A 20352-nucleotide genomic window follows, 5' to 3' on the forward strand; every position below is an offset into this window, starting at 1 on the left:
CTTCCGTGCCAGTTTGATGATGGACAACTGTCCTTTTACTTTACGCCAACTGGCTCTAATCGAGAGGAGGATAAAAAACTAGGGTGAAGTCACTTTCAACTTGCAACCGTTGGGTTAGCGATGATTGTCCACTCTAGGGGAATAAGGCGATGAAAAAAGTAGCAGTTTTAACCTCTGCCATTAGCGTTGGTGTCCTTGCTTTAGGCATGTCATTAACCGCGATGGCCGCGGACTTAGAAGAAATCGAGAGCCGTGGCTACATGAGCGTGGCCACCGAAGATAATTACGCGCCGTTTAACTTTATGAGCGGTAGCGACCCAGATGGTTTTATCAAAGATATCTTGATTGAACTGGAGGAGTACGCTGACTTCGAGATCCGCCAGGATATTTTGCCGTGGACAGGTCTTCTCGCGTCGGTTTCTTCGGGCCAGTACGACATGGCGCTTACCGGCGCTTCGGTGACCGATGAGCGGCTGCGTGTATTTAACTACGCACCGCCGTTCGCCTCTGCCCAGCACTTCTACATCAAGCGGGCGGGCGATGACCGAATCAACAGCGTCGAAGATTTAAGCGGTATGACTCTGGGCGTCCAAGCGGGCAGCGCCCTGCTTTCGCGTTTGCCTGAGCTGGAAGTCATGCTCGAGGAGAGCGGTGGCGAATTGGGGGATGTTATGCAGTATGAAGCCTACCCCGAAATCTATGCGGATCTCGCCAATGGTCGTGTCGATTATGTGATCAACTCCATCGTCCCGGTGAATGACTTGATTCGTGAGCGCCCCGACGTGTTTGAGGCGGGCCAAGCCGTTTCCGGTCCTGGCTATGTGGCGTGGCCAATGCCCAAGGACAGCCCAGAACTGCTGACCTATATCACCGATTTTATGAGCCATCTGCGTGACTCTGGCCGCCTGGCCGAACTACAGGAAGAGTGGTTTGGCGAGTCCTTTGACGACCTACCGACAACCCCCATCACCTCAGTGGAAGAATTCCACGAAATGGCCGGTATGTAAGCCATCATATTCGCCTGCCGCCCGGCCTGGGCGGCAGTTTTCTTATCGCGAATTAGGGGGTGAGTATGGACAGTAGCGCATGGGGGCTCCTTGTCCAGGGTGCCTGGACAACGCTTTGGATCTCGGGCATATCCATTGCCATCGGTGTAGTAATGGGGTTGCTGATCGCCTTGCTAAGAGTGGCTAAAATCCCTGTTCTGCACCAGCTGCTAGGCGTCTACATTAGCCTGGCGAGGGCAACACCGTTGGTCACGCTGGTGCTGTTCATCTTTTTAACCGCACCGACCATGGGCGTTAACCTTAATCGCAATGTGGCGGGCATTATTGCGCTAACCCTTAATACCACTGCGTTTAACGCCGAAATTTGGCGCTCAGCATTTAATAACTTCTCCAAAGAGCAGCGCGAAGCGGCGCTGGCGATTGGCATGACCCCATGGGTCTACTTTCGCCGCATCATGCTGCCGCAAATTACCATTACCAGCCTACCGGGCTTAGTCAACGAGATGTCGTTTTTGATCAAAGGCAGCCCCGCCATTGCGGTGATCGGTGTGGTCGACCTTACGCGGGTGACCAATCGCATTTCAGCGGTTACCTACGACCCTTTACCGCCTATTTTAGCCGCAGCGACCCTGTATATGCTGATCATCAGCCTGCTGGTATGGCTGCAGCGCGTGGCTGAGCGCAAAGCCAGCCGACTGGCCGTCTGACGTGGTCATTTAGGGAGCCATTATGAGCAATTGGGATATTCTTTGGTCATCGTACGATGTGTTTTTAAACGGTTTTTATAACACCTTAAAACTGTTTGGTTTATCTGCAGTGCTGGCGTTTATCTTGGGTAGCGGGATCGTATTTTTGTTAGAGGGTTCGCGCCCGCGTTTAAAAATACCGCTGCGCATCTTTATTGACGCCATGCGCATGCTGCCGTTTCTGATTCTGGCCTATTTACTCTATTACGGCCTGCCCAGCGCAGGCATCCGCATGAGCGCCTGGACGGCGGGGATTATTGCTCTGGTGATCTATCATGGCGCTTACTTCGCAGAAATACTGCGTGGCTGCCGCGCTACTTTCGCACAAGGACAGGTGGAGGCTGCCATTGCGCAGGGGTTTTCTCAGCCCAAGATGTTTATGCGTATTATTTTGCCGCAGCTGATATTGAAGACACGAGGCTTGTTGGGTAATCAACTGATTATCTTGCTCAAAGACACCGCCTTTTTGGTGATTATCACCGTACGCGAACTCACTGCGGCGGCGAGCAGCCTGTCGAGCACCTACTTCATTCCCATGGAGGCCTTCATCGTGGTGATCGGCTTCTACTGGATGATCAGCATTGGTTTAGAGCTACTTATCAATATGATTGGCCGTTTTGGCGCCAAGCGAGGATTCGAAAATGCCTGAGACCGCCGCCGTTAGTATTCGCAAACTATCTAAAAGTTTTGATGGCACCGAGGTGTTGCGGGACGTTTCGCTGGAAGTGCAGACTGGAGAGGTGGTGAGCATTTTGGGCTCATCCGGCTCGGGTAAATCTACCTTACTACGCTGTATCAACTGGCTGGAGCGGCCTGACCATGGTGATATCCGTATCGACGGCGACCGCATTGGTGTCAGCGACAGCGGTAAGCCTATGTCGCGCCGGGAACTGGCGGGTATGCGTGCGCGCCTAGGGATGGTTTTCCAGGGCTTTAACCTCTGGCCTCATTTAAGCGTACTGCGCAATGTCACCGAGGCACCCATTCATGTTCAGGGCGTAAGCAAAGCCGAAGCCGAGGAACGGGCCATGGCGCTGCTTGAAAAGGTGGGCATGGTCGATAAGCGAAACGACTACCCGTATACGCTTTCAGGTGGGCAAAAACAGCGAGTTGCAATTGCCAGAGCGCTCGCCATGCAGCCTAAAGTGATGTTATTTGATGAGCCCACTTCAGCGCTTGACCCAGAGTTAGTGGGCGAAGTGCTAGGCGTCATTAAAGACCTTTCAAAAGAGGGCTACACCATGGTGCTGGTGACCCACGAAATGGAGTTTGCCCGGGCAGTCTCCGATCAGGTGGTCTTTCTCGATAAAGGTATCATTATCGAAAAATCCCACCCTAGCGAGTTTTTCGTCAATCCTAAAACAGAGCGAGTACGGCGCTTCTTGGAGCTTGAAGTACCCGTGGCTTAATTATTAAGGAAGAAGTTTCCCTCCTTAATAACGTGAGTACATCACACTGACCGCGTTGTACTTGCCGACGCGGAAGCTTCTTCCTCCGCTTGTACAGCATCTGCCAGCATATCCGCGGTAATCGCGGAGAGCGTCCAGCCCAGGTGACCGTGACCAGTGTTGTAGAAGACCGTGGGTGATTTTCCGCGACCGACTTTGGGTAGCATGTTGGGAAGCATCGGACGTAAGCCTGCCCAGGGCACCACGCGGCGGGTGCTAACGCCAGGGAAGCACTCCTCCACCCAGCGGATTAACGGGCGGATACGGTTGTCGCGAATATCGCGATTGAAGCCGTTGAATTCGGCGGTACCCGCGATGCGAAAGCGGTCGTCGCCCAGGCGGCTGGTCACCAGTTTGGTTTCATCATCGAGTAGGCTCACGTTGGGGGCGGCCTGTTGAGAGGCGGCGTCATCGAGCTGCACGGTAATGGAGTAACCTTTGACCGGGTAGATATTGACCCGGTCTCCCAGCTTGGCAGCCAGAGCACGGCTGCCTACCCCGGCGCAGACCACCACGCTATCGAATGTTTCACGCACCGGTTCACCGTCAGCCTCGCCTTCAATGGTGGCGGTGATCCATGCGTGCTGTTCGTCTGCGCCGAGATCCTGCACGCTGTGGCCATATTTAAGCGTTACGCCGCGGCGCTCGGCGGCTTGCGCCAGGCCGTGGGTAAACTTATGAATATCACCCGTGGCGTCGCTTTCAGTATAGAAGCCGCCGTAGTAGCTGCCCGCCAGGGTTGGTTCGATGGCGCGCATCTCGTCGGGGCTGACCGCCCGGCGTTCAAGGCCGCCTTTGCTGAGCAGTTGCGATACCTTAGCGGCGTGGTCATAGCCCGCTTTATCGCGGTAAATATGCAAAATCCCTTTCTGCTTGAGGTCAAAACCGATCTGCTCGTCTTTTGCCCACTGAAACAGGTGCTCTCGGGCGGCAATGGCCAGGCGGGCGGTTTCGGTAGTGTTGGCAGCGTAGCGGGGGATCGAGGCGATAAACTCGCCAAACCAGCTGAGTTTGTGCCAGCTTGGGCGAGGGTTGACCAGCAGCGGAGCATCGTTTTTGAGCATCCAGCGCATGCCCTTGATCACGGTGGGCCAGTGGTTCCACACTTCGGCATTCGAAGCCGAGAGTTGACCGCCGTTGGCGAACGAGGTCTCCATGGCGGCGTATCGATGCTTTTCAAAGACGGTGACATGATAGCCACGTTTGGCCAGGGCGTAGGCGCTGGTAATGCCGGTGATACCACCACCGATAACGGCAATGCGTTGCATGAGTCTCTCCAGATTGTATGAGCGTCGGGAATACCACCTAACGGCGTAGCTGTTGGCGTACCCCTTCCGTCATGGAACCTGAGAGATTCACGTGCCCGTTGGGCTCGCTTGCTCCTTCGGTGGGCTGAGTGACGCAGTCACCAGCCGCTCTTCGGAAAGTGAGGGTAATAGCGGTCCGGTTGCCTGAGAGTTTCCGGGGCTGTTGCTCCTTCGGCGCTGGCGTCATCATAGTTTGACGCACCAAGCTCTCCCGCTATTACTTTGCTGTTTTTGTTCTAATGCAAATAGTTTTAACAAGATCAGTTTTAACGTGACTAGTTTTAGCATGGAAGTCGACGAAGGTCGTGAACGCTTATTCCACGCGGCTCATTCCAATGGCTGGGCACGCTCGATGATTGCCGCGCAATCCAGCCCGGTGGGTAAGGTACCGGTATTGAGGCTGCTGCGGTCAGCAAGCCGTCCAGCGCAGAACGCATCGGCCACATAAGCGGGAGCGTGCTGTACCAGCAGCGCGCCCTGTAACGCCAGGGCCATGCCGTCCGCCAACTGGCGAGCGCAGTACTGGAGCGCTTGGGTATCCTGCATCTGCCGCTGTAATTGGTGGATAAAGCGGTCAAGATGCCCATTGGCGCCCTGTGAAAGGCCGAGTTCGGCGAAGTAGGCGTCGAGCACCTCGGGCTGTTTTTCAATTGCGCGCAGGATATCCAGGCATTGTACGTTACCACTGCCTTCCCAGATGGCGTTGATGGGCGACTCGCGAAACAGGCGCGCCGTTATGTGGGTCTCCATTACGCCGCTACCGCCAATCACCTCCATTGCCTCGTAAGCGTGGTGGGGCGTGCGCTTGCAGATCCAGTACTTGCCGACGGGGGTGGCTATGCGCGAAAGCAAACGCTCATGCTCGTTGTCCTGATGATCCATAGCCCGGGCCATGCGCAGCATCAGGGTGGTGGCGGCCTCGCTCTCAATAGCCAAATCCGCGAGCACATTTTGCATCAGCGGCTGCTCGCTTAGGCGCGCCCCGAAGGCATGCCGATAGGAGGCGTGATGAATCGCCTGGGCGGTGGCTTGACGCATTCCTGCAGCTGAGCCAATCATGCAGTCGTAGCGGGTCATGGCGACCATCTCAATGATCGTACGCACGCCACGACCTTCATCGCCCACCATCCAGGCAAAGGCACCGCGCAGTTCCGTCTCGCTGGAGGCGTTCGCCACGTTGCCCATTTTGCGCTTCAATTGCTGAATATGCAGCGGGTTCTTGCTGCCGTCGGGCCGCCAGCGCGGCAGCAGAAAGCAGCTCAAACCGCCGGGCGCCTGGGCGAGTACCAGGAAGGCGTCGCACATCGGTGCCGAGACAAACCACTTATGCCCCACCAGCTCAAAAGCTTCACCCGGCCCGCTTTGGCCAATCGGGTAGGCGCGAGTGGTGTTCAGGCGCACATCGGAGCCGCCCTGCTTTTCGGTCATTGCCATGCCGAGAGTGACGCCCTGTTTCTCAAAATAAGGCACGTTGCGCGGGTCATAATGCGGGGCGGTGATTTTATCGCCCCAGCTCTCAAGCAAGCTGGGCTGGTGGCGCAGTGCGGGCAGGGCGGCAAAGGTCATGGTGATGGGGCAACCATGGCCCGCTTCTACCTGGGCCTGTAAAAAGTAGTTGGCGGCCCGATTAACATGCGCACCGGGCTGAGGGTTTCGCCAGGGGCTGGCATGCAAGCCGTGCTCTACCGCCGTTTGCATCAGCTGATGGTAGGCAGGGTGGAACTCGATCAGATCAACTCGATGCCCTTGCCGGTCATGGGTGACCAACTGAGGTGCGTAACGATTGGCGTCAAAGCCCAGGGCAATGGCCTCGGCGGAGCCCGCCCACTGCCCAAACGTCTTGAGAGCGCTATCGTTAGTACCACCTTCGCGTTTAACGCCCTCTTGAAGTGCGCGGTCAGCGGTGTAGCTGTTGTAGTTTGCAAGCGTTGGTGGCTGGTTTTCCACCTGATGGGTATTGGTCTGGAGTTTGTCGGCAAGTGGATAATGGTGCGTCATGGTGAGAACCTAGTGTCAGATAATTATATTTATTTAAACGATCGTTTTATCTCTTTTATAGTAGTTGCTTGGCGAGGAGGGCGCTAAAAATTTAGCGTAAAAAGAAGCGGGATTTGTTCTGCTTTGCTCAGCCAGCGTATTTAACCGACAATGCCAAGCTTATCCTTTTCAGCCTTGGGTACTATCAATGCAAGCAAACGGTTTTTTTGACGAAATAGGCGAGACCATCGGCGAGGCAATCCGCGTGGTGGTTGAGTTCTTATTGGGCATATTCACCAATTTCTTTGGTGCCTTTGGCGATTTTATCGATGGCTTGACCCGTTCCCTGGGAATCAACGATTCTTTTTTTAGCATTGCTGTGCTGGTCGTTGGCCTATTGATCCTGTTTGGCGGTGTCCGTGCATTTCTGCGCGGATCGCTGATAGGGGGGATATTTCGTACCTTATTGGGGCTGTTTATTCTTTCTTGGCTGATGATGTAAAGCGTTGCCTTACCCTTGAAGTAGCGCCCTTGAGCCAGTTTCATCAAGGATATGACGGATTGTCATTTGCTTATTTGGTGCATTTTGCCATCATCTGCACTCATTTTGTGCAAAGCGAGTGCAATGAAAACTTATCTTGGCAAGATGCGGGGGCAACGAATTAAGCGCAACCGAGTGGGTTGGCAGGATGCGGTGTGGTCCTGGATCGGCGCCTTTAGCGGTATGGCGGTTATCTGCTGGTTAAGCTCGGCTTGGCTCTCGCAACAGCTACTGATCGTAGGCTCCTTCGGGGCGACGTCAGTGCTTATCTATGCTGCTCCTGAAAGTCCTTTTGCTCAGCCAAGCCACGTGCTGTTTGGCAGCGTGCTATCAGCGGGTATCGGCGTCGCTTGCTACCAACTGCTGGGGGCGACACCGCTCTCGATGTCTCTGGCTGTATCGCTGTCGATACTTGTTATGCAATTAACCCACACGGTTCACCCACCGGGAGCCGCGGCTGCACTGATTGCAGTAGGTGGCGGGGCTAGCGTTCACCAATTGGGTTGGTGGTACCCGCTGTTACCGATTGGCGCAGGCAGTGTTGTGATGCTGATCATTGCTGTTTTGGTCAATAACCTTGCTCGGCACCGCCGTTATCCCCGGTACTGGTGAGGTCATACGCGGCTGAGTTGATACTCCAGTGCGAATATATGAGCATCCTCTGCCCCTAGTTCACGTAGAGCGGCAGCCAGATTGACCAGGTACTCACGGTTAGGGCCGCTGGGGCCGTGCGCGTTAGCTATTTGTAACGCTATTTCGTCCAGTGTCGCCTCGCCTAGAAAGGCCGGGTTATCTTCGCTGGCGAGATAAATAAGCCCTTCGCTCTGTTCAGGCGTTTCGCTGCTGACATCGGTAAACGTCAGCGGAACTTTCTCCCGTAGGTAGCCGTTTTTCTCCCGAACATCCAGCGGTGCCAGTACTTCCGGTGTAATCCGGTAGGCCATGCCATGGCACACCGCGCCCTCAGCGGGAATTAAGGTGGCAACCCGTCCCGGTGCTTCAAGCGTACCGCGATGGTCATGGGAGCCTTGCCAAAATCGCCGTTCCCAGCCGGTGATAAACGCCGGGCGGCGCTCTAAATAGGCAAAGTCCGCCTTCCAGATCAGCGAACCATAGCCAAATAGCCAAATCTCGGCATGGCCATCGAAGAAATTTCTTTGCTGGTTAAGCGCAGTGGTATCAAGCATCGGTATCCGGCAACGTTTTTAAGTCACATTTTTCAAGTAACATGGTGGGCAACGACGGTGTAAAACCACCATCTTAACATGTCATGGTTGATCACCCACTTGATCGCCAAGGCCATAATAGGAGGCTGCCATGCGCGCGATTTTTTTGGTCGATAACGGCTCGCTACGAGCGCAGGCAACGCTTAATTTACGTCGCGTGGCGGCGTCGCTTAGTGAGCTTATGGGTGAAACCGTACAGGCGGCTTCACTGCTGCACTCCAATAAGATTCCAGTGAAAGAGGTCGATGGCATTCCCGCTACCACCCTTGGCCCCGCCGCTGAACGCAGTGCCGAACAAGGGGCGACAGAGATCCTGATCCTGCCGTTCTTTTTTGGCCCCAGCAAGGCACTGACTAGCTATCTGCCCGAGCGCATGGCCACGCTGCAAGAGCGCTTTCCCCATGTGAAGATGCGTGTAGCCCCGCCCTTGGTGGATGAATTGGGGGATAACGACCTGCGCCTAGCCCATCTGCTGGCAGACAATGTGCGCGAGAAGCTTCAACCAGCTACTAAACCTCATGTGGCGCTGGTAGATCACGGCAGCCCGATTCCTGACGTCACCGCCGTGCGCAACCGCTTAGCAGGGCAGCTTAGCGTGCTGTTAGCCGATGACGTAGCGTGTGTTGCTGCTGCTTCTATGGAACGCCGCGAGGGTGATGAGTACCGCTTTAACGAGCCGCTGCTGGAAAACTTGCTGGTGTCACCCGAGTTCAATGCAGGCCCGGTCATCCTGGCGATGCTGTTTCTTTCGCCGGGGCGCCATGCGGGGGAGGGTGGCGATATCGCTGAAATATGCGCGGCGGCTGAGCAGCAGCATCCTGGGCTTTCTGTGACCACGACTAAGCTGGTAGGCGAACATCCAGGTATTGTCGATATTTTGCACTCTCGATTGCGTCAAGCGATTGATGATGAACGCTTTCTGCTCGATATCCCTGCCATCACTTGATGTGACTAAAGTCTGATGGGTGAATACAGGCCAAATAGCGCGTAGAATCGCGAGCCTTTCTATTGATTATCAATGACACGTTAACCGGGCTCCTTTTGTGATCGCAACCGCCAATATCACCATGCAGTTTGGGGCTAAGCCCCTGTTTGAAAATGTCTCCGTTAAATTCAACAACGGCCACCGGTACGGCCTGATTGGCGCGAACGGCTGCGGCAAATCCACCTTTATGAAAATCCTCGGTGGTGATTTGGAGCCCTCTTCCGGCCAGGTGATGCTGGATAGCAGCACGCGGTTAGGTAAGCTGCGTCAGGATCAATTTGCGTTTGAAAACGAGCGCGTCATCGACACCGTGATCATGGGCAATGTCGAGCTCTGGTCGGTGGCTGCCGAGCGCGAGCGTATTTACTCGCTGGCAGAGATGAGCGAAGAGGACGGCATGGCCGTTGCTGATCTAGAAGTGCGCTTTGCCGAGCTGGATGGCTACACCGCTGAGCCCCGCGCAGGTGAACTGCTACTGGGCTTGGGTATTCCTATTGAGCAGCACACCGGCCCGATGAGCGAAGTGTCGCCCGGCTGGAAACTGCGCGTGCTGCTGGCCCAGGCACTGTTCTCCGACCCCGATGTGCTGCTGCTGGATGAGCCCACCAACCACCTGGATATCAACACCATCCGCTGGCTGGAAGACATTCTTAAAGCGCGCAGCAGCACCATGATCATCATCTCTCACGACCGCCATTTCCTGAATAGCGTCTGCACCCACATGGCGGATCTGGATTACGGAGAAATTACCCTGTTTCCGGGTAACTATGATGACTACATGACCGCCGCCACCGCGGTTCGCGAGCGCCAGCACTCTGATAACGCCAAGAAAAAGGCCCAGATTGCCGAGCTGCAGCAGTTCGTTAGCCGCTTCTCTGCCAACGCCTCAAAGGCCAAACAGGCTACCTCGCGAGCGCGTCAGATCGACAAAATTAAGCTGGAAGATATCAAACCTTCCAGTCGTGTCAGTCCGTTTATTCGTTTTGATCAGGCCAAGAAAATTCACCGTAATGCTGTCAACGTAGATGGCATCACTAAAAGCTATAACGGCGAGAAGCCGCTGTTTGAGCGCCTCTCCATGACCGTGGAAGCCGGCGAGCGTATTGCCATCATCGGCCCTAACGGCATTGGTAAAACCACGCTACTGAAAACCCTGGCGGGCGAGTTACACCCAGATGCCGGTGAAGTGAAGTGGACCGAAGCCGCTGACGTCGGGGTTTTTGCCCAAGATCATAGCGATGATTTTGCCGTTGATGCCACGCTATTTGAGTGGATGTCGAGCTGGACGACCGGCGGCGAGCAGGTGGTTCGGGGCGCGTTAGGACGGATGCTGTTTTCCAGCGACGATATTGGTAAATCGGTGAAGGTGATTTCCGGTGGCGAGCAGGGGCGCATGCTGTTCGGTAAGTTAATCCTTACTCAGCCCAACGTAATGCTGATGGATGAGCCGACCAACCACCTGGATATGGAGTCTATCGAGGCGTTGAACCTGGCCCTGGAGAACTACCCAGGCACGCTGCTGTTTGTCAGTCACGACCGCGAGTTTGTCTCTTCACTGGCGACGCGCATTATTGATATGCAGCCGGAAGGTATTATCGACTTCAGCGGTAACTATGACGATTACTTGCGCAGCCAAGGCGTTGTATAAACGCGTTTAACCGATAATGCGTTGATAGGTGGCTTCTGTGGCGGGTTCTCGGTCACCATCGAGTAATTCGCCCTGAAAAATCTCAGCGGCTTGTTTGGCAATATCTACGAACACAATCATCTGCTGGTTGCGCCGCTTATGCAGTGGGGGTTTAACCAGCAGGCTTATGCCTTTTACTTCGTGATTGGCATCCCGGTAGAGATCAGGCATTTCGCCGGGTAGAAAGGCATTAGCGATGGTCACTGGGTTGGAAGGCTGCTTACCTGGAACATGGTAAACCTTGGTGAGTGGATCGTATTTAGCCTCTATCTGACGCAGCCAATCGGTCAATTGTTGCGTGGTGTCAGGGGAAGGGTTGGCGAACACCACAAACAGTGAATGCTGCTTAAACGTTGTTTTCGATTCATCAGCGGGCACCGGGGGTTCTTTAGCAGGCTCAGGAGGCGCGGTTGTCGTCGCCTGTTTCGTCTCAGTGGAAGCAAGGAACTCTTTTTGTGAACGTTTACGGCGCTGAGAAAGCATAAAGTAGAGAAACAGCGCTGCCGCCACCAGCCCCAAAATCAAGGATCCGCCAGCCAGCAGTGTCACCATTGATGTGTTTTCCATCTCTCTACTCCCTCCTGTGAACCTAAAGTAGGTCCGCTAATAGCATTTTATTATGGCGGCAGAGCTTAAGTTGTTGATTGAAATGCTATTAGCGCCGGTTAAATCGCCAAATCGTTGCATTGAGTGCCAGCGCCAGCGCAACCCATAGCCAGTAAGGCACCATCAGCCACGCGGCGAGTGTGCTGACTTGGGAAAATAGCGCAATGGCGACAGTAATCAACCCTAGTAATACCACAATATCGGCTAGTGCCGCGGCTATCTGTTTGCGTCCAAAGAACAGCCAGGACCACGCCGCATTGGCGAAAAGTTGTAGCACGTAAACCGCTAAGCTGGCGGTGCGCCACGCCGAGTCATCGGCCATGTAGATTCGCCAGGCGGCGATCGCCATCAATAGATAAAGTATGCCCCACGCGATAGGAAAAGCGATATCGGGGGTGTCCAGGTAGGCTTACGCAGTTCGCGGTACCAGTTATCAGGACGAAAACGCGCACCGGTACTGGCGGTAAGGCCAACTAACAGGATAGACAGCAGCAGCACCAGCAGCGAACCAAGCATGTATCACCCGTGTGTTAAAACGAAAGAATCAATAGCCTAGCAGTGTTTGATAATAATCAGACATAAAAAAGCATCACCTAAGTGATGCTTTTCAGTCGTAAGAGTTCAGCAATTTGCTAAATGAGTACTTTCTTAACTCCGACGATCATAGCCATTATCCATAAACGGATAGTCGGTATAGCCCTTTTCGTCACCGCCGTAGAACGTTTCGTGATTCGGCTCGGTGAGCGGTGCGTTAACGCGGAAGCGCTCGGGTAGATCGGGGTTAGCAATGTAGGGGCGGCCGAAAGCCACTGCATCGGTAGTGTTTTCGCTAATGCGGGCCTCAGCGCGCTCTGCATCGTAGTTACCGCAGTAGATCAGGCTGCCGCTAAAGCGCTCGCGCATCTGCTCACGGAAACCGTCAGGAAAGGTGATATCGCCACCGGCCCAGTTCGGTTCGTTCAGGTGCAGGTAGGCAAGGCCACGCTTTGAAAGCTGCTCAGCCATGTAGAACGCCATCGCTTCCGGCTCATCGTCGGTCAAACCAAATAGCTCAATAAACGGCGTCATACGGATGCCGACTCGGTCTGAACCATAAACCTCAATCACCGCATCAATTACTTCCAGCGGGAAGCGGGCGCGATTTTCCAATGAACCGCCGTACTGGTCGGTACGCTTGTTGGTGCCAGTCGCCAGAAACTGGTTGAGCAGGTAGGCGTTGGCGGCGTGAACTTCGACCATATCGAAACCAGCACGTTTAGCGCGTTCGGCCGCTTGGCGATAGTCTTCGACAATGCCGGGGATCTCGTCGGTTTCCAGCGCACGCGGTGTGCTGGTGGGATGCTGACCGGCGGTGCCATCTTCAAACTCGACGAAACACTGGGCGCCTTCGCCTTTCAAGGCACTCGGTGCTACCGGCTGCTGGCCGTTAGGTTGAACCATTTCGTGAGAAACACGCCCAACGTGCCACAGCTGCAATGCAATACGGCCACCTTTGGCGTGTACCGCGTTAACAACGCCTTTCCAGCCGGCTTCCTGCGCATCCGTCCAAATACCGGGTGTATACACATAGCCACGGGCAGTGGGAGAGATATTGGTGGCTTCGCTGATGATCAGCCCCGCTCCTGCGCGCTGGCCATAGTAAGCTTCCTGCATTTTGCCCGGTACGCTATCGGGTGTACGCGCACGTGTCAGTGGCGCCATAACAACCCGGTTAGGAATCGATAGGCTACCCAGTTGGAGGGGAGTAAACAGTGTTTCGAAAGCCATCAATTAAGCTCCTTTTGAATGCTTCGATGAAATAGTACGCATCAGAATAGACCAGTTTACTAGTTAACGCCAACCGGATATTTTAAAACGTATTTATGCACTAGGTAACCGCTTACGAGGCATCCAAAATCAGACTCTCTCTGGTACTCTTGCTGCTTATTACCAAGGATGTTCTCGATAGCATGTTAAAAAACGCGCCTCAGCGCCGCCCTTATCAGGTGGCGGAAACCATCAAGTGCTGGATTGTGGATCGGCAGTTAAAGCCAGGAGACCGGCTGCCGAGCGAGTCGGAGTTAATGGACACGTTGCAGGTATCGAAAGGCACAGTGCGCGAGAGTACGCGGGTGCTGGAGGCGCAGGGCCTGGTCGAAACCCGTACCGGGCCTGGCGGCGGTGCCTTTGTACGCGAGATGAGTGATGCAAAAGCGGTGTCCTTGCTGAGTAATTATTTGTTTTTTAAAGATATCTCGATCAAGGATATCTATCAGATACGCCTGGCATTAGAGCCTGAACTGGCTGCTTCACTAGCGGGGAAAGTAAGTCCTGTCGATTTAGCGCGCTTGCGTGGAAGCCTGCATAGCTATTCAGGCCCCGCGGACGATAGCGAGACTGAGCGTCAGCAACATCTTGATTCGCTGCATTTTCACTTGATGCTCGCTGAGTTAGCCGGGGGTAATCAACTGCTGACGTTTATTATCCGGTTCACCATACAGGTGCTCTCGGATCTGACGATTTATCACCGTCTCTATGAGCCAGTTACTCGTGATTTAGGGCAGACTGGCTGTCGCTATCATGCAGAAATTTTGGATGCCATTGAGCAGGGCGATGCCGAAAGCGCCTATAACATCATGCGTGAGCATATGCTGGATGCCCAGCGCGTGATGAATCGGCAAGAGGCTCAGGTGCGCCGAGGCTTTTTACCTGAGCCACTAGCATAACGAGCTAAGGGCGTAAAACGCTATGGGCGTGCAAGTTGCCGTAAAAATGCCATGACCACCCGTGTTGCTGCTTCACCATCTTCGGCGGTAATGGCTTCATCCGGGTGGTGACTCAGCCCTTCCTTGCAGCGCATAAACAACATGCCGATATCGGTTAATGCCTGCATGGCCAAGCCATCGTGCCCCGCACCACTGAACAGTCGTTCTGCAGGCTGGCCAACATCGGCACAGGCCTTTTCTAGGGATGTCATTATCCAGTCGGCACAGGCAGTGGCATCAGCGCTGTACGTGTTTTCCATTTCCAGTACCAGCCCTCGGCGAGTCGCCACTTCCTCCATTGCGGCGTAGACAGCTTCGCGACCTCGTTGCCGGAGGTTGCGCTCCGGTGAGCGTAGCTCGACAGTGAAAGTGACCTCGGCAGGAATGACATTGACGGCATTTGGGTGGACATCTAGCTTGCCCACCACGCCGACCAGCTTATCGGTTCTCTGCAGCACGCTATCGACGGCCAGTACCATCTCTGCCGCGCCAACGAGTGCATCATGTCGCATGGGCATCGGTGTGGTGCCTGCGTGTCCGGCCTTGCCGCGCAGCGTGACACGGTGGCGTTCAATGCCCGTTAGCGCCGTGACAACACCCACCGCATGATGCCGCTGCTCAAGAACAGGTCCCTGTTCGATATGGACCTCTAAAAAACCTAGTGTGTTGGCAGGGTTGCGGGCGATTGCGGGAATCTCGTCTGGCTGGCAGCCGAAGGCGGTCAAGGCCTCTGCAAGCGTCACGCCTTGTGCATCCCGGACGGCAAGCTGATCAGGCGTTACGTTACCCGCCAGCGCTTTGCTGCCAACCAGCGTGGTAGGGAAGCGCACTCCCTCTTCGTCACCAAACGCGACCACCTCGATGCCGAAAGGGAGTGTCACCCCTTCGCGCTTAAGCGCTTCCAACGCCAGAATGGGCAGCGCAACGCCCAGCATGCCGTCGTACTTGCCTCCTTCGATCACCGAATCCTGATGAGATCCCATGATGAAGGTTTTTCCGCCTGCCTGTGCCTTGGGGCAGCGACCCACGAGATTGCCAGCAGCATCAAGTTGCGGGGCAAGCCCAGCCTGCTCCATCCAACGGCTGATCAGCGGCAGTACATTCTGGTGCTCCTGAGAGCAGAATAGTCGCGTAACACCGGCGCCAGGAGCCGAGCAGCGGGCAGCTTCGTCCAGGCGCTCGATTAATAACTGCCCCAACTCACCCTGGGCAAATGGAGTATTAACAGCGGCTTTGGTCATAAACTCTCCGTTAGGCGATGGGCACCAGCAACCACAGCAGCGTGGAAGCGCGTCTAGCGTAGCGGCAGTTGGCGCCAAAAGGCTTGGAAATCATCGCTCATGAACTGGTCAGCCAACGCCCTCAAGGCAGCCACGACGTCTTCCGACCAGTCAACGCGCAAATCAATGGGGGCTTGCTGGAACGACTCGATACGCAGTGCGGCTGAGCGGGTGCCACGCTTATCGCCACCCGCGTCCAGCGCGGCATTAAGGGCGTCAATGAGATGCGCCAGCAAGTGCTGGTCGTGATGATTCGGATAGCGGGGGCCTCGCTGCGCTTGATGGCGGCGCCGCTGTTGGTGGCGCTAAGGCTTAAGAAATGCTCTGCCAAGATCTGCACGACATCGCTGCTCTGCAGCATGTTGCCGACCGCAGCGACGCCGGGAAAGCGCACGTCTTCCACTTTAGCGATGTTCTCGCTTCCCGAATGCACTGACGAGCGGCCATGGGCATCCATCACCAGGCATTGGCGTAGCGCGGCGTCGCTATCTTGGCTGATAGCCGCGCCAAGGGCTTGCTTAGCGGTGGCGCCATCGACAAGTGCGCCATGCACTTGAGCCGGGTACCAGGGATTGGTAAACCGCCCTTGGGTGACGCACGCTCCAACGCCGCGCCAGCAGTGATGCACATAGCCACCTACCGCCACTCCACCGGTGGCAGTAATAGTGGCGACAGTGCCTGTAGCCGGGTGGCAGTGAACCAGTGAAAGCGTCATCGTGGCTTAATAGCCCACCAAGTGGCCAATCACCAGCCCAATCCAGGACAAGCCATAGACCAGCACCATAAAGGGCAGAATTGCCTTGAGCCACTGGGCGTAGGAGACGCGACCAAGTGCCAGCATGGCCAGCGTACCGCCGGAGGTCGGCACAATCAGGTTCGTCAAACCGTCGCCAACCTGGAACGCAGTGATCATTAGTTGGCGGCTCATGCCGACAAGGTCTGCCACAGGGATAAGAATTGGCATGGTCACCAATGCCTGGCCGGAGCCAGAGGGAATGAACAGGTTGATGATGCCCTGCACCACACTGGCCATGATGGCAGAGAATATCGACGGTATACCGTCAATCAGCGCGCTCAGAGAATTGACGATGGTGTCGATAATGACGGCCTGTTCAAGAATGACCTGAATAGAGGCCGCTACCCCGATCACCAGCGCGCCGGCGGTAACGCTAGCAGCACCTTCCATCATCTGTTTGACGATGCCGTTGGCCGACAGGCCGTTCAAGGCACCAATGATGATCGCCAGCAGCAGAAACGTGCCTGCAATCTCGTTGATGTACCAGCCACGGGTAAATACACCGATCAACATGGCGATCAACCCACCTACAAACACCACCATGGTCAGGATATTGCGTTTGGTCAGGCGGTATTCGCTGAGCGGTTTGCTCAGTGCCTCCGCATTATCCGGCTCTTCAAACTCCATTTTGACGACGCGTTTGCAGATATACAGGGAGAGCAGTGCCAGTGATGAAAGCACTAGCAGCGTGCGTAGCCATGCACCAGAGAACGTCGGCAGCTCCGCGATACCTTGAGCAACTCCCACGGTATAAGGGTTGATGGGCGAGAGCGCAAAGCCGATCCCGATGCCGCCGACGGCCATGGCGGTGCCTACCAAACTGGAGCATCCAATGGCGCTGGCGATGAGAACCGCAATAGGGACTAATGCAATGTTGTTCTCAAACCCAACGGCGACACCAAAAAAACCGTAGATAAAAGTGCCGACGACGATGATCATGTTTCGTCGTTCAACGCCAACGCGGTTAACCGCCACGCCGATTGCATTTTCCAGCGCCCCGGTCTTTTGCAGGATATGAAAAAGCCCCCCGGCGATAAAGACGATAAACAGGTATCGAGAGGCGGAGATAAGGCCTTCAGGAATCGCCACGAAAATATTGAACAGCGGAATATTGGCGACGTCTTCCAGGTAGGCGAAAGAGCCTGGCACCACGACCGTTCGGCCATCTTGGGTAACGCGTTCAAATTCACCGGCGGGGATAATGAAGGTCAAAAAATAAGTAGCGACCAGGATGATAAAGATTAGCACCATGGGGTCGGGAACCGCCTGATACCACTTTTTACGCGAGCCAGAGGCTGCCGCGGTTTGTTGTTCAGCCATGAGCATACCCTTGCTTGTGATGTGTCTCAGCGTGGACGCTCGTTGGCGCCTCACTTTGAATTTATCATGATAAATAGCAGGGTCAAGCACGTTCGAATTTTCAAACGCCAGGAACGTGCCGACTAGGCAAATTTGGAAGTCTTAATCGCACGCTTGTTTGTGAAGAGAGGGAATTAGCGCCGCTGCCAGGGCCAACGCCGCTTGGCAGGGTTGTCGATCTGCTGAAGCGCGGTGGCGAGCGGCAACATAATAGCGGCTAGCTGGCGGTGGCAAACGGCGCTACTGAGTACACCGGGGCACTGTTTGAGCAGCAGCTCGCACTGCTGGGAGGCGATAAACAGCTGTTCGGTGACCGGTGGGGCGAACAGCGGCTTGGCTTGTTGGCAGCAGCGAGTGAGCTCCCGCGAAAGCATAGTGAGCATACTGGTATCAAGCCAGCAGGGCAGCGGGTCTTCCAGGCGGCCAGCAATAGAGTGCTGAACCGCTTCAAAAGAGGTGCGCAAAAACATGACTGTTTGGCGAAGTTGTCGCTGCTCGCTAGTCATCCCACTGATACCTCACACTGGTGGCTATCGATGGGCTCAGATCCCATCATCTACTCGATAAAATAAAGAGAGTGTTTCTCATTTGCATCTGTGGTGACGATAGCGCTACTCAATAGAAGTGTCAATGCAATCGCTATGAGTGTGCCTCAAACAGTTTCCAGTCGTTATTGGTTAGCGGTTTGGCCCCCTGCTCGGTCACCACCACGGTATCGCTTATTCCTACGCCCCACTGGCCGGGCACCCGCAGGCAGAGCGGTAGGTGAAAGACCATATTAGCTTCAAAAGTGCGGGTCTGGCCTTTGGCGATAAAGCCGGTGCCCTCCACCCAACTAGGCGGGAACTGTGCGCCCACGGCGTAGCCAAACACGCCGGAGAAAAAATACTGGTCTCGCTGCGGGGCGAGTAAGGTATCAGCCGCCTGGGCAGCGGCATCAAAGGTATTGCCTGGGCGCATGGTGTCGCACAGCGCCTCGAATATTGAACGACAAAGGTCGCGAGTAGCTGAGAGGGCCGCGTTGGGAGTGCCCGTCACCGCGGTACGCATCATGGGGGCCGTGTAACGCTGATACGCAGCGCCAAACTCCAGAAACACTGGCTCGTTTGGCTGGATGACACGCCGCTTATGGTTAACGTGTATTACGCCAATGCGATGCCCGCTGGTCACGATGGGCTGCAGGCTCATAAACTCGCTACCGTTTTCCAACAGCGCTTTGGCACCCACGGCGGCAATATCGTTATCGGTCATGCCCGGGCGAATGCTCTGAATCGCGGTCTCTAAACCGAGCGCCGTGATACGGGCACTCTCTTGCAGCATCTCTAGTTCAGCAGGGCTTTTGACAATCCGAATGGCGTCGACTAGCGCGCCTGCTTCGCTGAAACGTTCGCGGCCGATGGCCTGCAACAGTGCATCGATAACGCCAAAGCGTAGCCCGCTGCTCCAGCCATCTATACCGATGTGCTGGCAGGGGGTAAGCAGATCCGCCAGCGGCGTGATGATTTCATCCAGGTTTTCCCAGCGGTAGCCGATAATCTCATCGACCCGAGCGGTGACTACCGCCGCGCCGGTTTCAATCGAAGCAACTTGCAGCACGAGTTTCTCTTGTGTGCAGATCAAACAGGCATGAACCGAGACTTCAAAGGTGTGGTAGCCGGTAAGGTAATTAATGTCGGCGGGGTCGGTGAGCAGCAGCGCATCTAACCCTTGCTCGGTCATCGCCTGACGCACCTTGTCCAGGCGCGCTTGGTATTCGGCAGCAGGAAAAGGCACTTCACTCTGGGCGAGTGTTTGGGTCAGGGCTTCGCGGTAGTGGTGATAATCCATAGCGACCTCCAATATTTAGGTAAGGTCAGTATAGGCATCTCTCAAAGGTGTGCTTCTAGACTCATCAACGCTAGCGGGTGAGCAGGAATAGCCCTTGTGCAAAGTAGAAAACCCCAATGCCGGTAACGATCCACCGGGTCCAGGTGCGGAAATTGGCATCGGTGAGACGATGTAAAATGCGGTTCCCCGCTTGCGTGCCAAGCATGGCAAACGGTGCCGCTAGCAATACGATGCCCCATTCACCGGCGCTCAGTGCCATCGCAGCGCCCAGATAGAAAATAATTTTAATACTGTGGGCGACTACCTGAATCATCGCCTTGGTCGCCACCACTTGGCGGCGGTCCATGCGTGAGCGCACAAAGAAAATATCGATGAGTGGCCCGGAAACCCCAGCGGCAATGGTTAACCCGCCTGATGCAATGCCGCAGCAAAACGCATGGCTGGCGCGGTTGGCATTGAGATGAAACCAGCGCTTGGGCAGCCACACCAGTATCGGCAGCAAGCCAATCAGCAGCGAGACGCTGGCGGCATTAGGGCTGTAGTTGAATAGCAACAGTAGGCCTGCGGCGCTCAGTACCCCCAGCGTCATAAACGCGACGATGCGCCAGACAATATAGCGCCGCGAAAGCCATGCTCGTGACCCATTCGCCGTTAGCTGTATCACGCCGTGCACCGCCATTGCAGTGCCCGCAGGGAAAATCAGCAGCAAAAACCATAACAGTACCAAGCCGCCCGCCATACCAAATACCCCGGAGAGCATCGATGTGAAAAACACCACGCTAACCAGGGCTGCACCAATCCATAGTGACATCGTCA

At 55.3% G+C, this 20352-nt stretch carries 20 protein-coding genes, 2 pseudogenes and 2 riboswitches; of the genes and pseudogenes, 9 read left to right on the top strand and 13 right to left on the bottom strand.

Features of this window, described 5'->3' with window-relative positions:
• The first annotated feature begins 149 nt into the window (after positions 1-149).
• From KO116_RS03085 to KO116_RS03100, 4 genes are all read left to right on the top strand, one after another.
• Positions 150-1007 carry a transporter substrate-binding domain-containing protein gene (locus KO116_RS03085; protein ID WP_035560787.1) on the top strand — a complete coding sequence of 286 codons (858 nt, stop codon included), beginning with the start codon at positions 150-152 and terminating at the stop codon, positions 1005-1007.
• Between the two features lie 65 nt (positions 1008-1072).
• Complete coding sequence (locus KO116_RS03090) at positions 1073-1714, top strand: amino acid ABC transporter permease (protein ID WP_035560790.1); 642 nt, start codon at positions 1073-1075, stop codon at positions 1712-1714.
• 22 nt (positions 1715-1736) lie between these two features.
• The gene (locus tag KO116_RS03095) at positions 1737-2402 is read left to right on the top strand and encodes an amino acid ABC transporter permease (RefSeq protein WP_035560793.1); all 666 of its coding nucleotides are present in this window, start codon (positions 1737-1739) and stop codon (positions 2400-2402) included.
• Positions 2395-3162: an amino acid ABC transporter ATP-binding protein gene (locus KO116_RS03100; RefSeq protein WP_035560796.1), complete on the top strand. Its 768-nt coding sequence runs from the start codon at positions 2395-2397 to the stop codon at positions 3160-3162. The genes KO116_RS03095 and KO116_RS03100 overlap by 8 nt, the downstream gene beginning before the upstream one ends.
• 41 nt (positions 3163-3203) lie before the next feature.
• Here the strand turns inward: KO116_RS03100 and KO116_RS03105 are convergent, their stop codons facing one another.
• Both KO116_RS03105 and KO116_RS03110 read right to left on the bottom strand, forming a co-directional pair.
• Positions 3204-4469, bottom strand: coding sequence for a D-amino acid dehydrogenase (locus tag KO116_RS03105; RefSeq protein ID WP_035560799.1), 1266 nt, complete (start codon positions 4467-4469; stop codon positions 3204-3206).
• A 56-nt stretch (positions 4470-4525) separates the two neighbouring features.
• Positions 4526-4630: riboswitch (glycine riboswitch) on the bottom strand.
• Positions 4631-4732, bottom strand: a riboswitch (glycine riboswitch). It lies immediately after the preceding riboswitch.
• Between the two features lie 103 nt (positions 4733-4835).
• Complete coding sequence (locus KO116_RS03110; RefSeq protein WP_035560801.1) at positions 4836-6506, bottom strand: acyl-CoA dehydrogenase family protein; 1671 nt, start codon at positions 6504-6506, stop codon at positions 4836-4838.
• Between the two features lie 187 nt (positions 6507-6693).
• Here KO116_RS03110 and KO116_RS03115 point away from each other — a divergent pair, with 187 nt between their 5' ends.
• Positions 6694-6987, top strand: coding sequence for a hypothetical protein (locus KO116_RS03115; protein WP_008959277.1), 294 nt, complete (start codon positions 6694-6696; stop codon positions 6985-6987).
• A 123-nt stretch (positions 6988-7110) separates the two neighbouring features.
• Positions 7111-7638 carry an HPP family protein gene (locus KO116_RS03120; RefSeq protein ID WP_035560806.1) on the top strand — a complete coding sequence of 176 codons (528 nt, stop codon included), beginning with the start codon at positions 7111-7113 and terminating at the stop codon, positions 7636-7638.
• A gap of 2 nt (positions 7639-7640) precedes the next feature.
• Here KO116_RS03120 and KO116_RS03125 read toward each other — a convergent pair whose 3' ends face one another.
• The gene (locus KO116_RS03125) at positions 7641-8213 is read right to left on the bottom strand and encodes a gamma-glutamylcyclotransferase (RefSeq protein WP_035560809.1); all 573 of its coding nucleotides are present in this window, start codon (positions 8211-8213) and stop codon (positions 7641-7643) included.
• 130 nt (positions 8214-8343) lie between these two features.
• Between KO116_RS03125 and KO116_RS03130 the strand changes: the two genes are divergently transcribed.
• The gene (locus tag KO116_RS03130; RefSeq protein ID WP_035560812.1) at positions 8344-9198 is read left to right on the top strand and encodes a sirohydrochlorin chelatase; all 855 of its coding nucleotides are present in this window, start codon (positions 8344-8346) and stop codon (positions 9196-9198) included.
• Between the two features lie 97 nt (positions 9199-9295).
• Positions 9296-10885, top strand: a complete 1590-nt coding sequence (locus KO116_RS03135; RefSeq protein ID WP_035560816.1) for an ABC-F family ATPase — start codon at positions 9296-9298, stop codon at positions 10883-10885.
• A 6-nt stretch (positions 10886-10891) separates the two neighbouring features.
• Here the strand turns inward: KO116_RS03135 and KO116_RS03140 are convergent, their stop codons facing one another.
• The 3 genes and pseudogenes from KO116_RS03140 to KO116_RS03150 all read right to left on the bottom strand — a co-directional run bounded on the left by KO116_RS03140 (position 10892) and on the right by KO116_RS03150 (position 13297).
• Positions 10892-11491: a cell division protein ZipA C-terminal FtsZ-binding domain-containing protein gene (locus KO116_RS03140; protein WP_035560820.1), complete on the bottom strand. Its 600-nt coding sequence runs from the start codon at positions 11489-11491 to the stop codon at positions 10892-10894.
• Between the two features lie 88 nt (positions 11492-11579).
• A pseudogene (locus KO116_RS26245) lies at positions 11580-12046 on the bottom strand (TspO/MBR family protein).
• Between the two features lie 132 nt (positions 12047-12178).
• Positions 12179-13297: an alkene reductase gene (locus KO116_RS03150; protein WP_035560826.1), complete on the bottom strand. Its 1119-nt coding sequence runs from the start codon at positions 13295-13297 to the stop codon at positions 12179-12181.
• A gap of 182 nt (positions 13298-13479) precedes the next feature.
• Between KO116_RS03150 and KO116_RS03155 the strand changes: the two genes are divergently transcribed.
• Positions 13480-14235: a FadR/GntR family transcriptional regulator gene (locus tag KO116_RS03155; protein ID WP_035560830.1), complete on the top strand. Its 756-nt coding sequence runs from the start codon at positions 13480-13482 to the stop codon at positions 14233-14235.
• Between the two features lie 20 nt (positions 14236-14255).
• Here KO116_RS03155 and KO116_RS03160 read toward each other — a convergent pair whose 3' ends face one another.
• The 7 genes and pseudogenes from KO116_RS03160 to KO116_RS03185 form a co-directional block, all read right to left on the bottom strand.
• A complete protein-coding gene (locus KO116_RS03160) occupies positions 14256-15515 on the bottom strand; it encodes an allantoate amidohydrolase (RefSeq protein ID WP_045812060.1) in 1260 nt (419 codons plus the stop codon).
• Positions 15516-15568: 53 nt separating this feature from the next.
• Positions 15569-15790 carry a DUF1028 domain-containing protein gene (locus tag KO116_RS26250; RefSeq protein ID WP_082072542.1) on the bottom strand — a complete coding sequence of 74 codons (222 nt, stop codon included), beginning with the start codon at positions 15788-15790 and terminating at the stop codon, positions 15569-15571.
• Between the two features lie 134 nt (positions 15791-15924).
• A pseudogene (locus KO116_RS26255) lies at positions 15925-16269 on the bottom strand (DUF1028 domain-containing protein); the annotation flags it as partial.
• Between the two features lie 6 nt (positions 16270-16275).
• A complete protein-coding gene (locus KO116_RS03170) occupies positions 16276-17670 on the bottom strand; it encodes a YfcC family protein (RefSeq protein ID WP_144408554.1) in 1395 nt (464 codons plus the stop codon).
• Between the two features lie 173 nt (positions 17671-17843).
• Positions 17844-18215 (bottom strand): hypothetical protein, encoded by a 372-nt coding sequence (locus tag KO116_RS03175; protein WP_035560841.1) that lies wholly within the window; start codon positions 18213-18215, stop codon positions 17844-17846.
• A 133-nt stretch (positions 18216-18348) separates the two neighbouring features.
• A complete protein-coding gene (locus tag KO116_RS03180; protein ID WP_035560844.1) occupies positions 18349-19536 on the bottom strand; it encodes a M24 family metallopeptidase in 1188 nt (395 codons plus the stop codon).
• Between the two features lie 70 nt (positions 19537-19606).
• The gene (locus KO116_RS03185) at positions 19607-20347 is read right to left on the bottom strand and encodes a sulfite exporter TauE/SafE family protein (RefSeq protein WP_035560847.1); all 741 of its coding nucleotides are present in this window, start codon (positions 20345-20347) and stop codon (positions 19607-19609) included.
• Positions 20348-20352: the final 5 nt, after the last annotated feature.

The sequence above is a fragment of the Halomonas sp. KO116 genome, from assembly GCF_000734975.2.
GTDB classification, from domain to species: domain Bacteria; phylum Pseudomonadota; class Gammaproteobacteria; order Pseudomonadales; family Halomonadaceae; genus Vreelandella; species Vreelandella glaciei.

Coding starts and splice junctions, on each gene's coding strand:
- KO116_RS03125 (WP_035560809.1), bottom strand. CDS start 8,213: ATGCTTGATACCACTGCGCTTAACCAGCAAAGAAATTTCTTCGATGGC.
- KO116_RS03095 (WP_035560793.1), top strand. CDS start 1,737: ATGAGCAATTGGGATATTCTTTGGTCATCGTACGATGTGTTTTTAAAC.
- KO116_RS03105 (WP_035560799.1), bottom strand. CDS start 4,469: ATGCAACGCATTGCCGTTATCGGTGGTGGTATCACCGGCATTACCAGC.
- KO116_RS03090 (WP_035560790.1), top strand. CDS start 1,073: ATGGACAGTAGCGCATGGGGGCTCCTTGTCCAGGGTGCCTGGACAACG.
- KO116_RS03130 (WP_035560812.1), top strand. CDS start 8,344: ATGCGCGCGATTTTTTTGGTCGATAACGGCTCGCTACGAGCGCAGGCA.
- KO116_RS03085 (WP_035560787.1), top strand. CDS start 150: ATGAAAAAAGTAGCAGTTTTAACCTCTGCCATTAGCGTTGGTGTCCTT.
- KO116_RS03110 (WP_035560801.1), bottom strand. CDS start 6,506: ATGACGCACCATTATCCACTTGCCGACAAACTCCAGACCAATACCCAT.
- KO116_RS03155 (WP_035560830.1), top strand. CDS start 13,480: ATGTTAAAAAACGCGCCTCAGCGCCGCCCTTATCAGGTGGCGGAAACC.
- KO116_RS03120 (WP_035560806.1), top strand. CDS start 7,111: ATGAAAACTTATCTTGGCAAGATGCGGGGGCAACGAATTAAGCGCAAC.
- KO116_RS03175 (WP_035560841.1), bottom strand. CDS start 18,215: ATGACTAGCGAGCAGCGACAACTTCGCCAAACAGTCATGTTTTTGCGC.
- KO116_RS03100 (WP_035560796.1), top strand. CDS start 2,395: ATGCCTGAGACCGCCGCCGTTAGTATTCGCAAACTATCTAAAAGTTTT.
- KO116_RS03170 (WP_144408554.1), bottom strand. CDS start 17,670: ATGGCTGAACAACAAACCGCGGCAGCCTCTGGCTCGCGTAAAAAGTGG.
- KO116_RS03140 (WP_035560820.1), bottom strand. CDS start 11,491: ATGGAAAACACATCAATGGTGACACTGCTGGCTGGCGGATCCTTGATT.
- KO116_RS03160 (WP_045812060.1), bottom strand. CDS start 15,515: ATGACCAAAGCCGCTGTTAATACTCCATTTGCCCAGGGTGAGTTGGGG.
- KO116_RS03180 (WP_035560844.1), bottom strand. CDS start 19,536: ATGGATTATCACCACTACCGCGAAGCCCTGACCCAAACACTCGCCCAG.
- KO116_RS03150 (WP_035560826.1), bottom strand. CDS start 13,297: ATGGCTTTCGAAACACTGTTTACTCCCCTCCAACTGGGTAGCCTATCG.
- KO116_RS03115 (WP_008959277.1), top strand. CDS start 6,694: ATGCAAGCAAACGGTTTTTTTGACGAAATAGGCGAGACCATCGGCGAG.
- KO116_RS03185 (WP_035560847.1), bottom strand. CDS start 20,347: ATGTCACTATGGATTGGTGCAGCCCTGGTTAGCGTGGTGTTTTTCACA.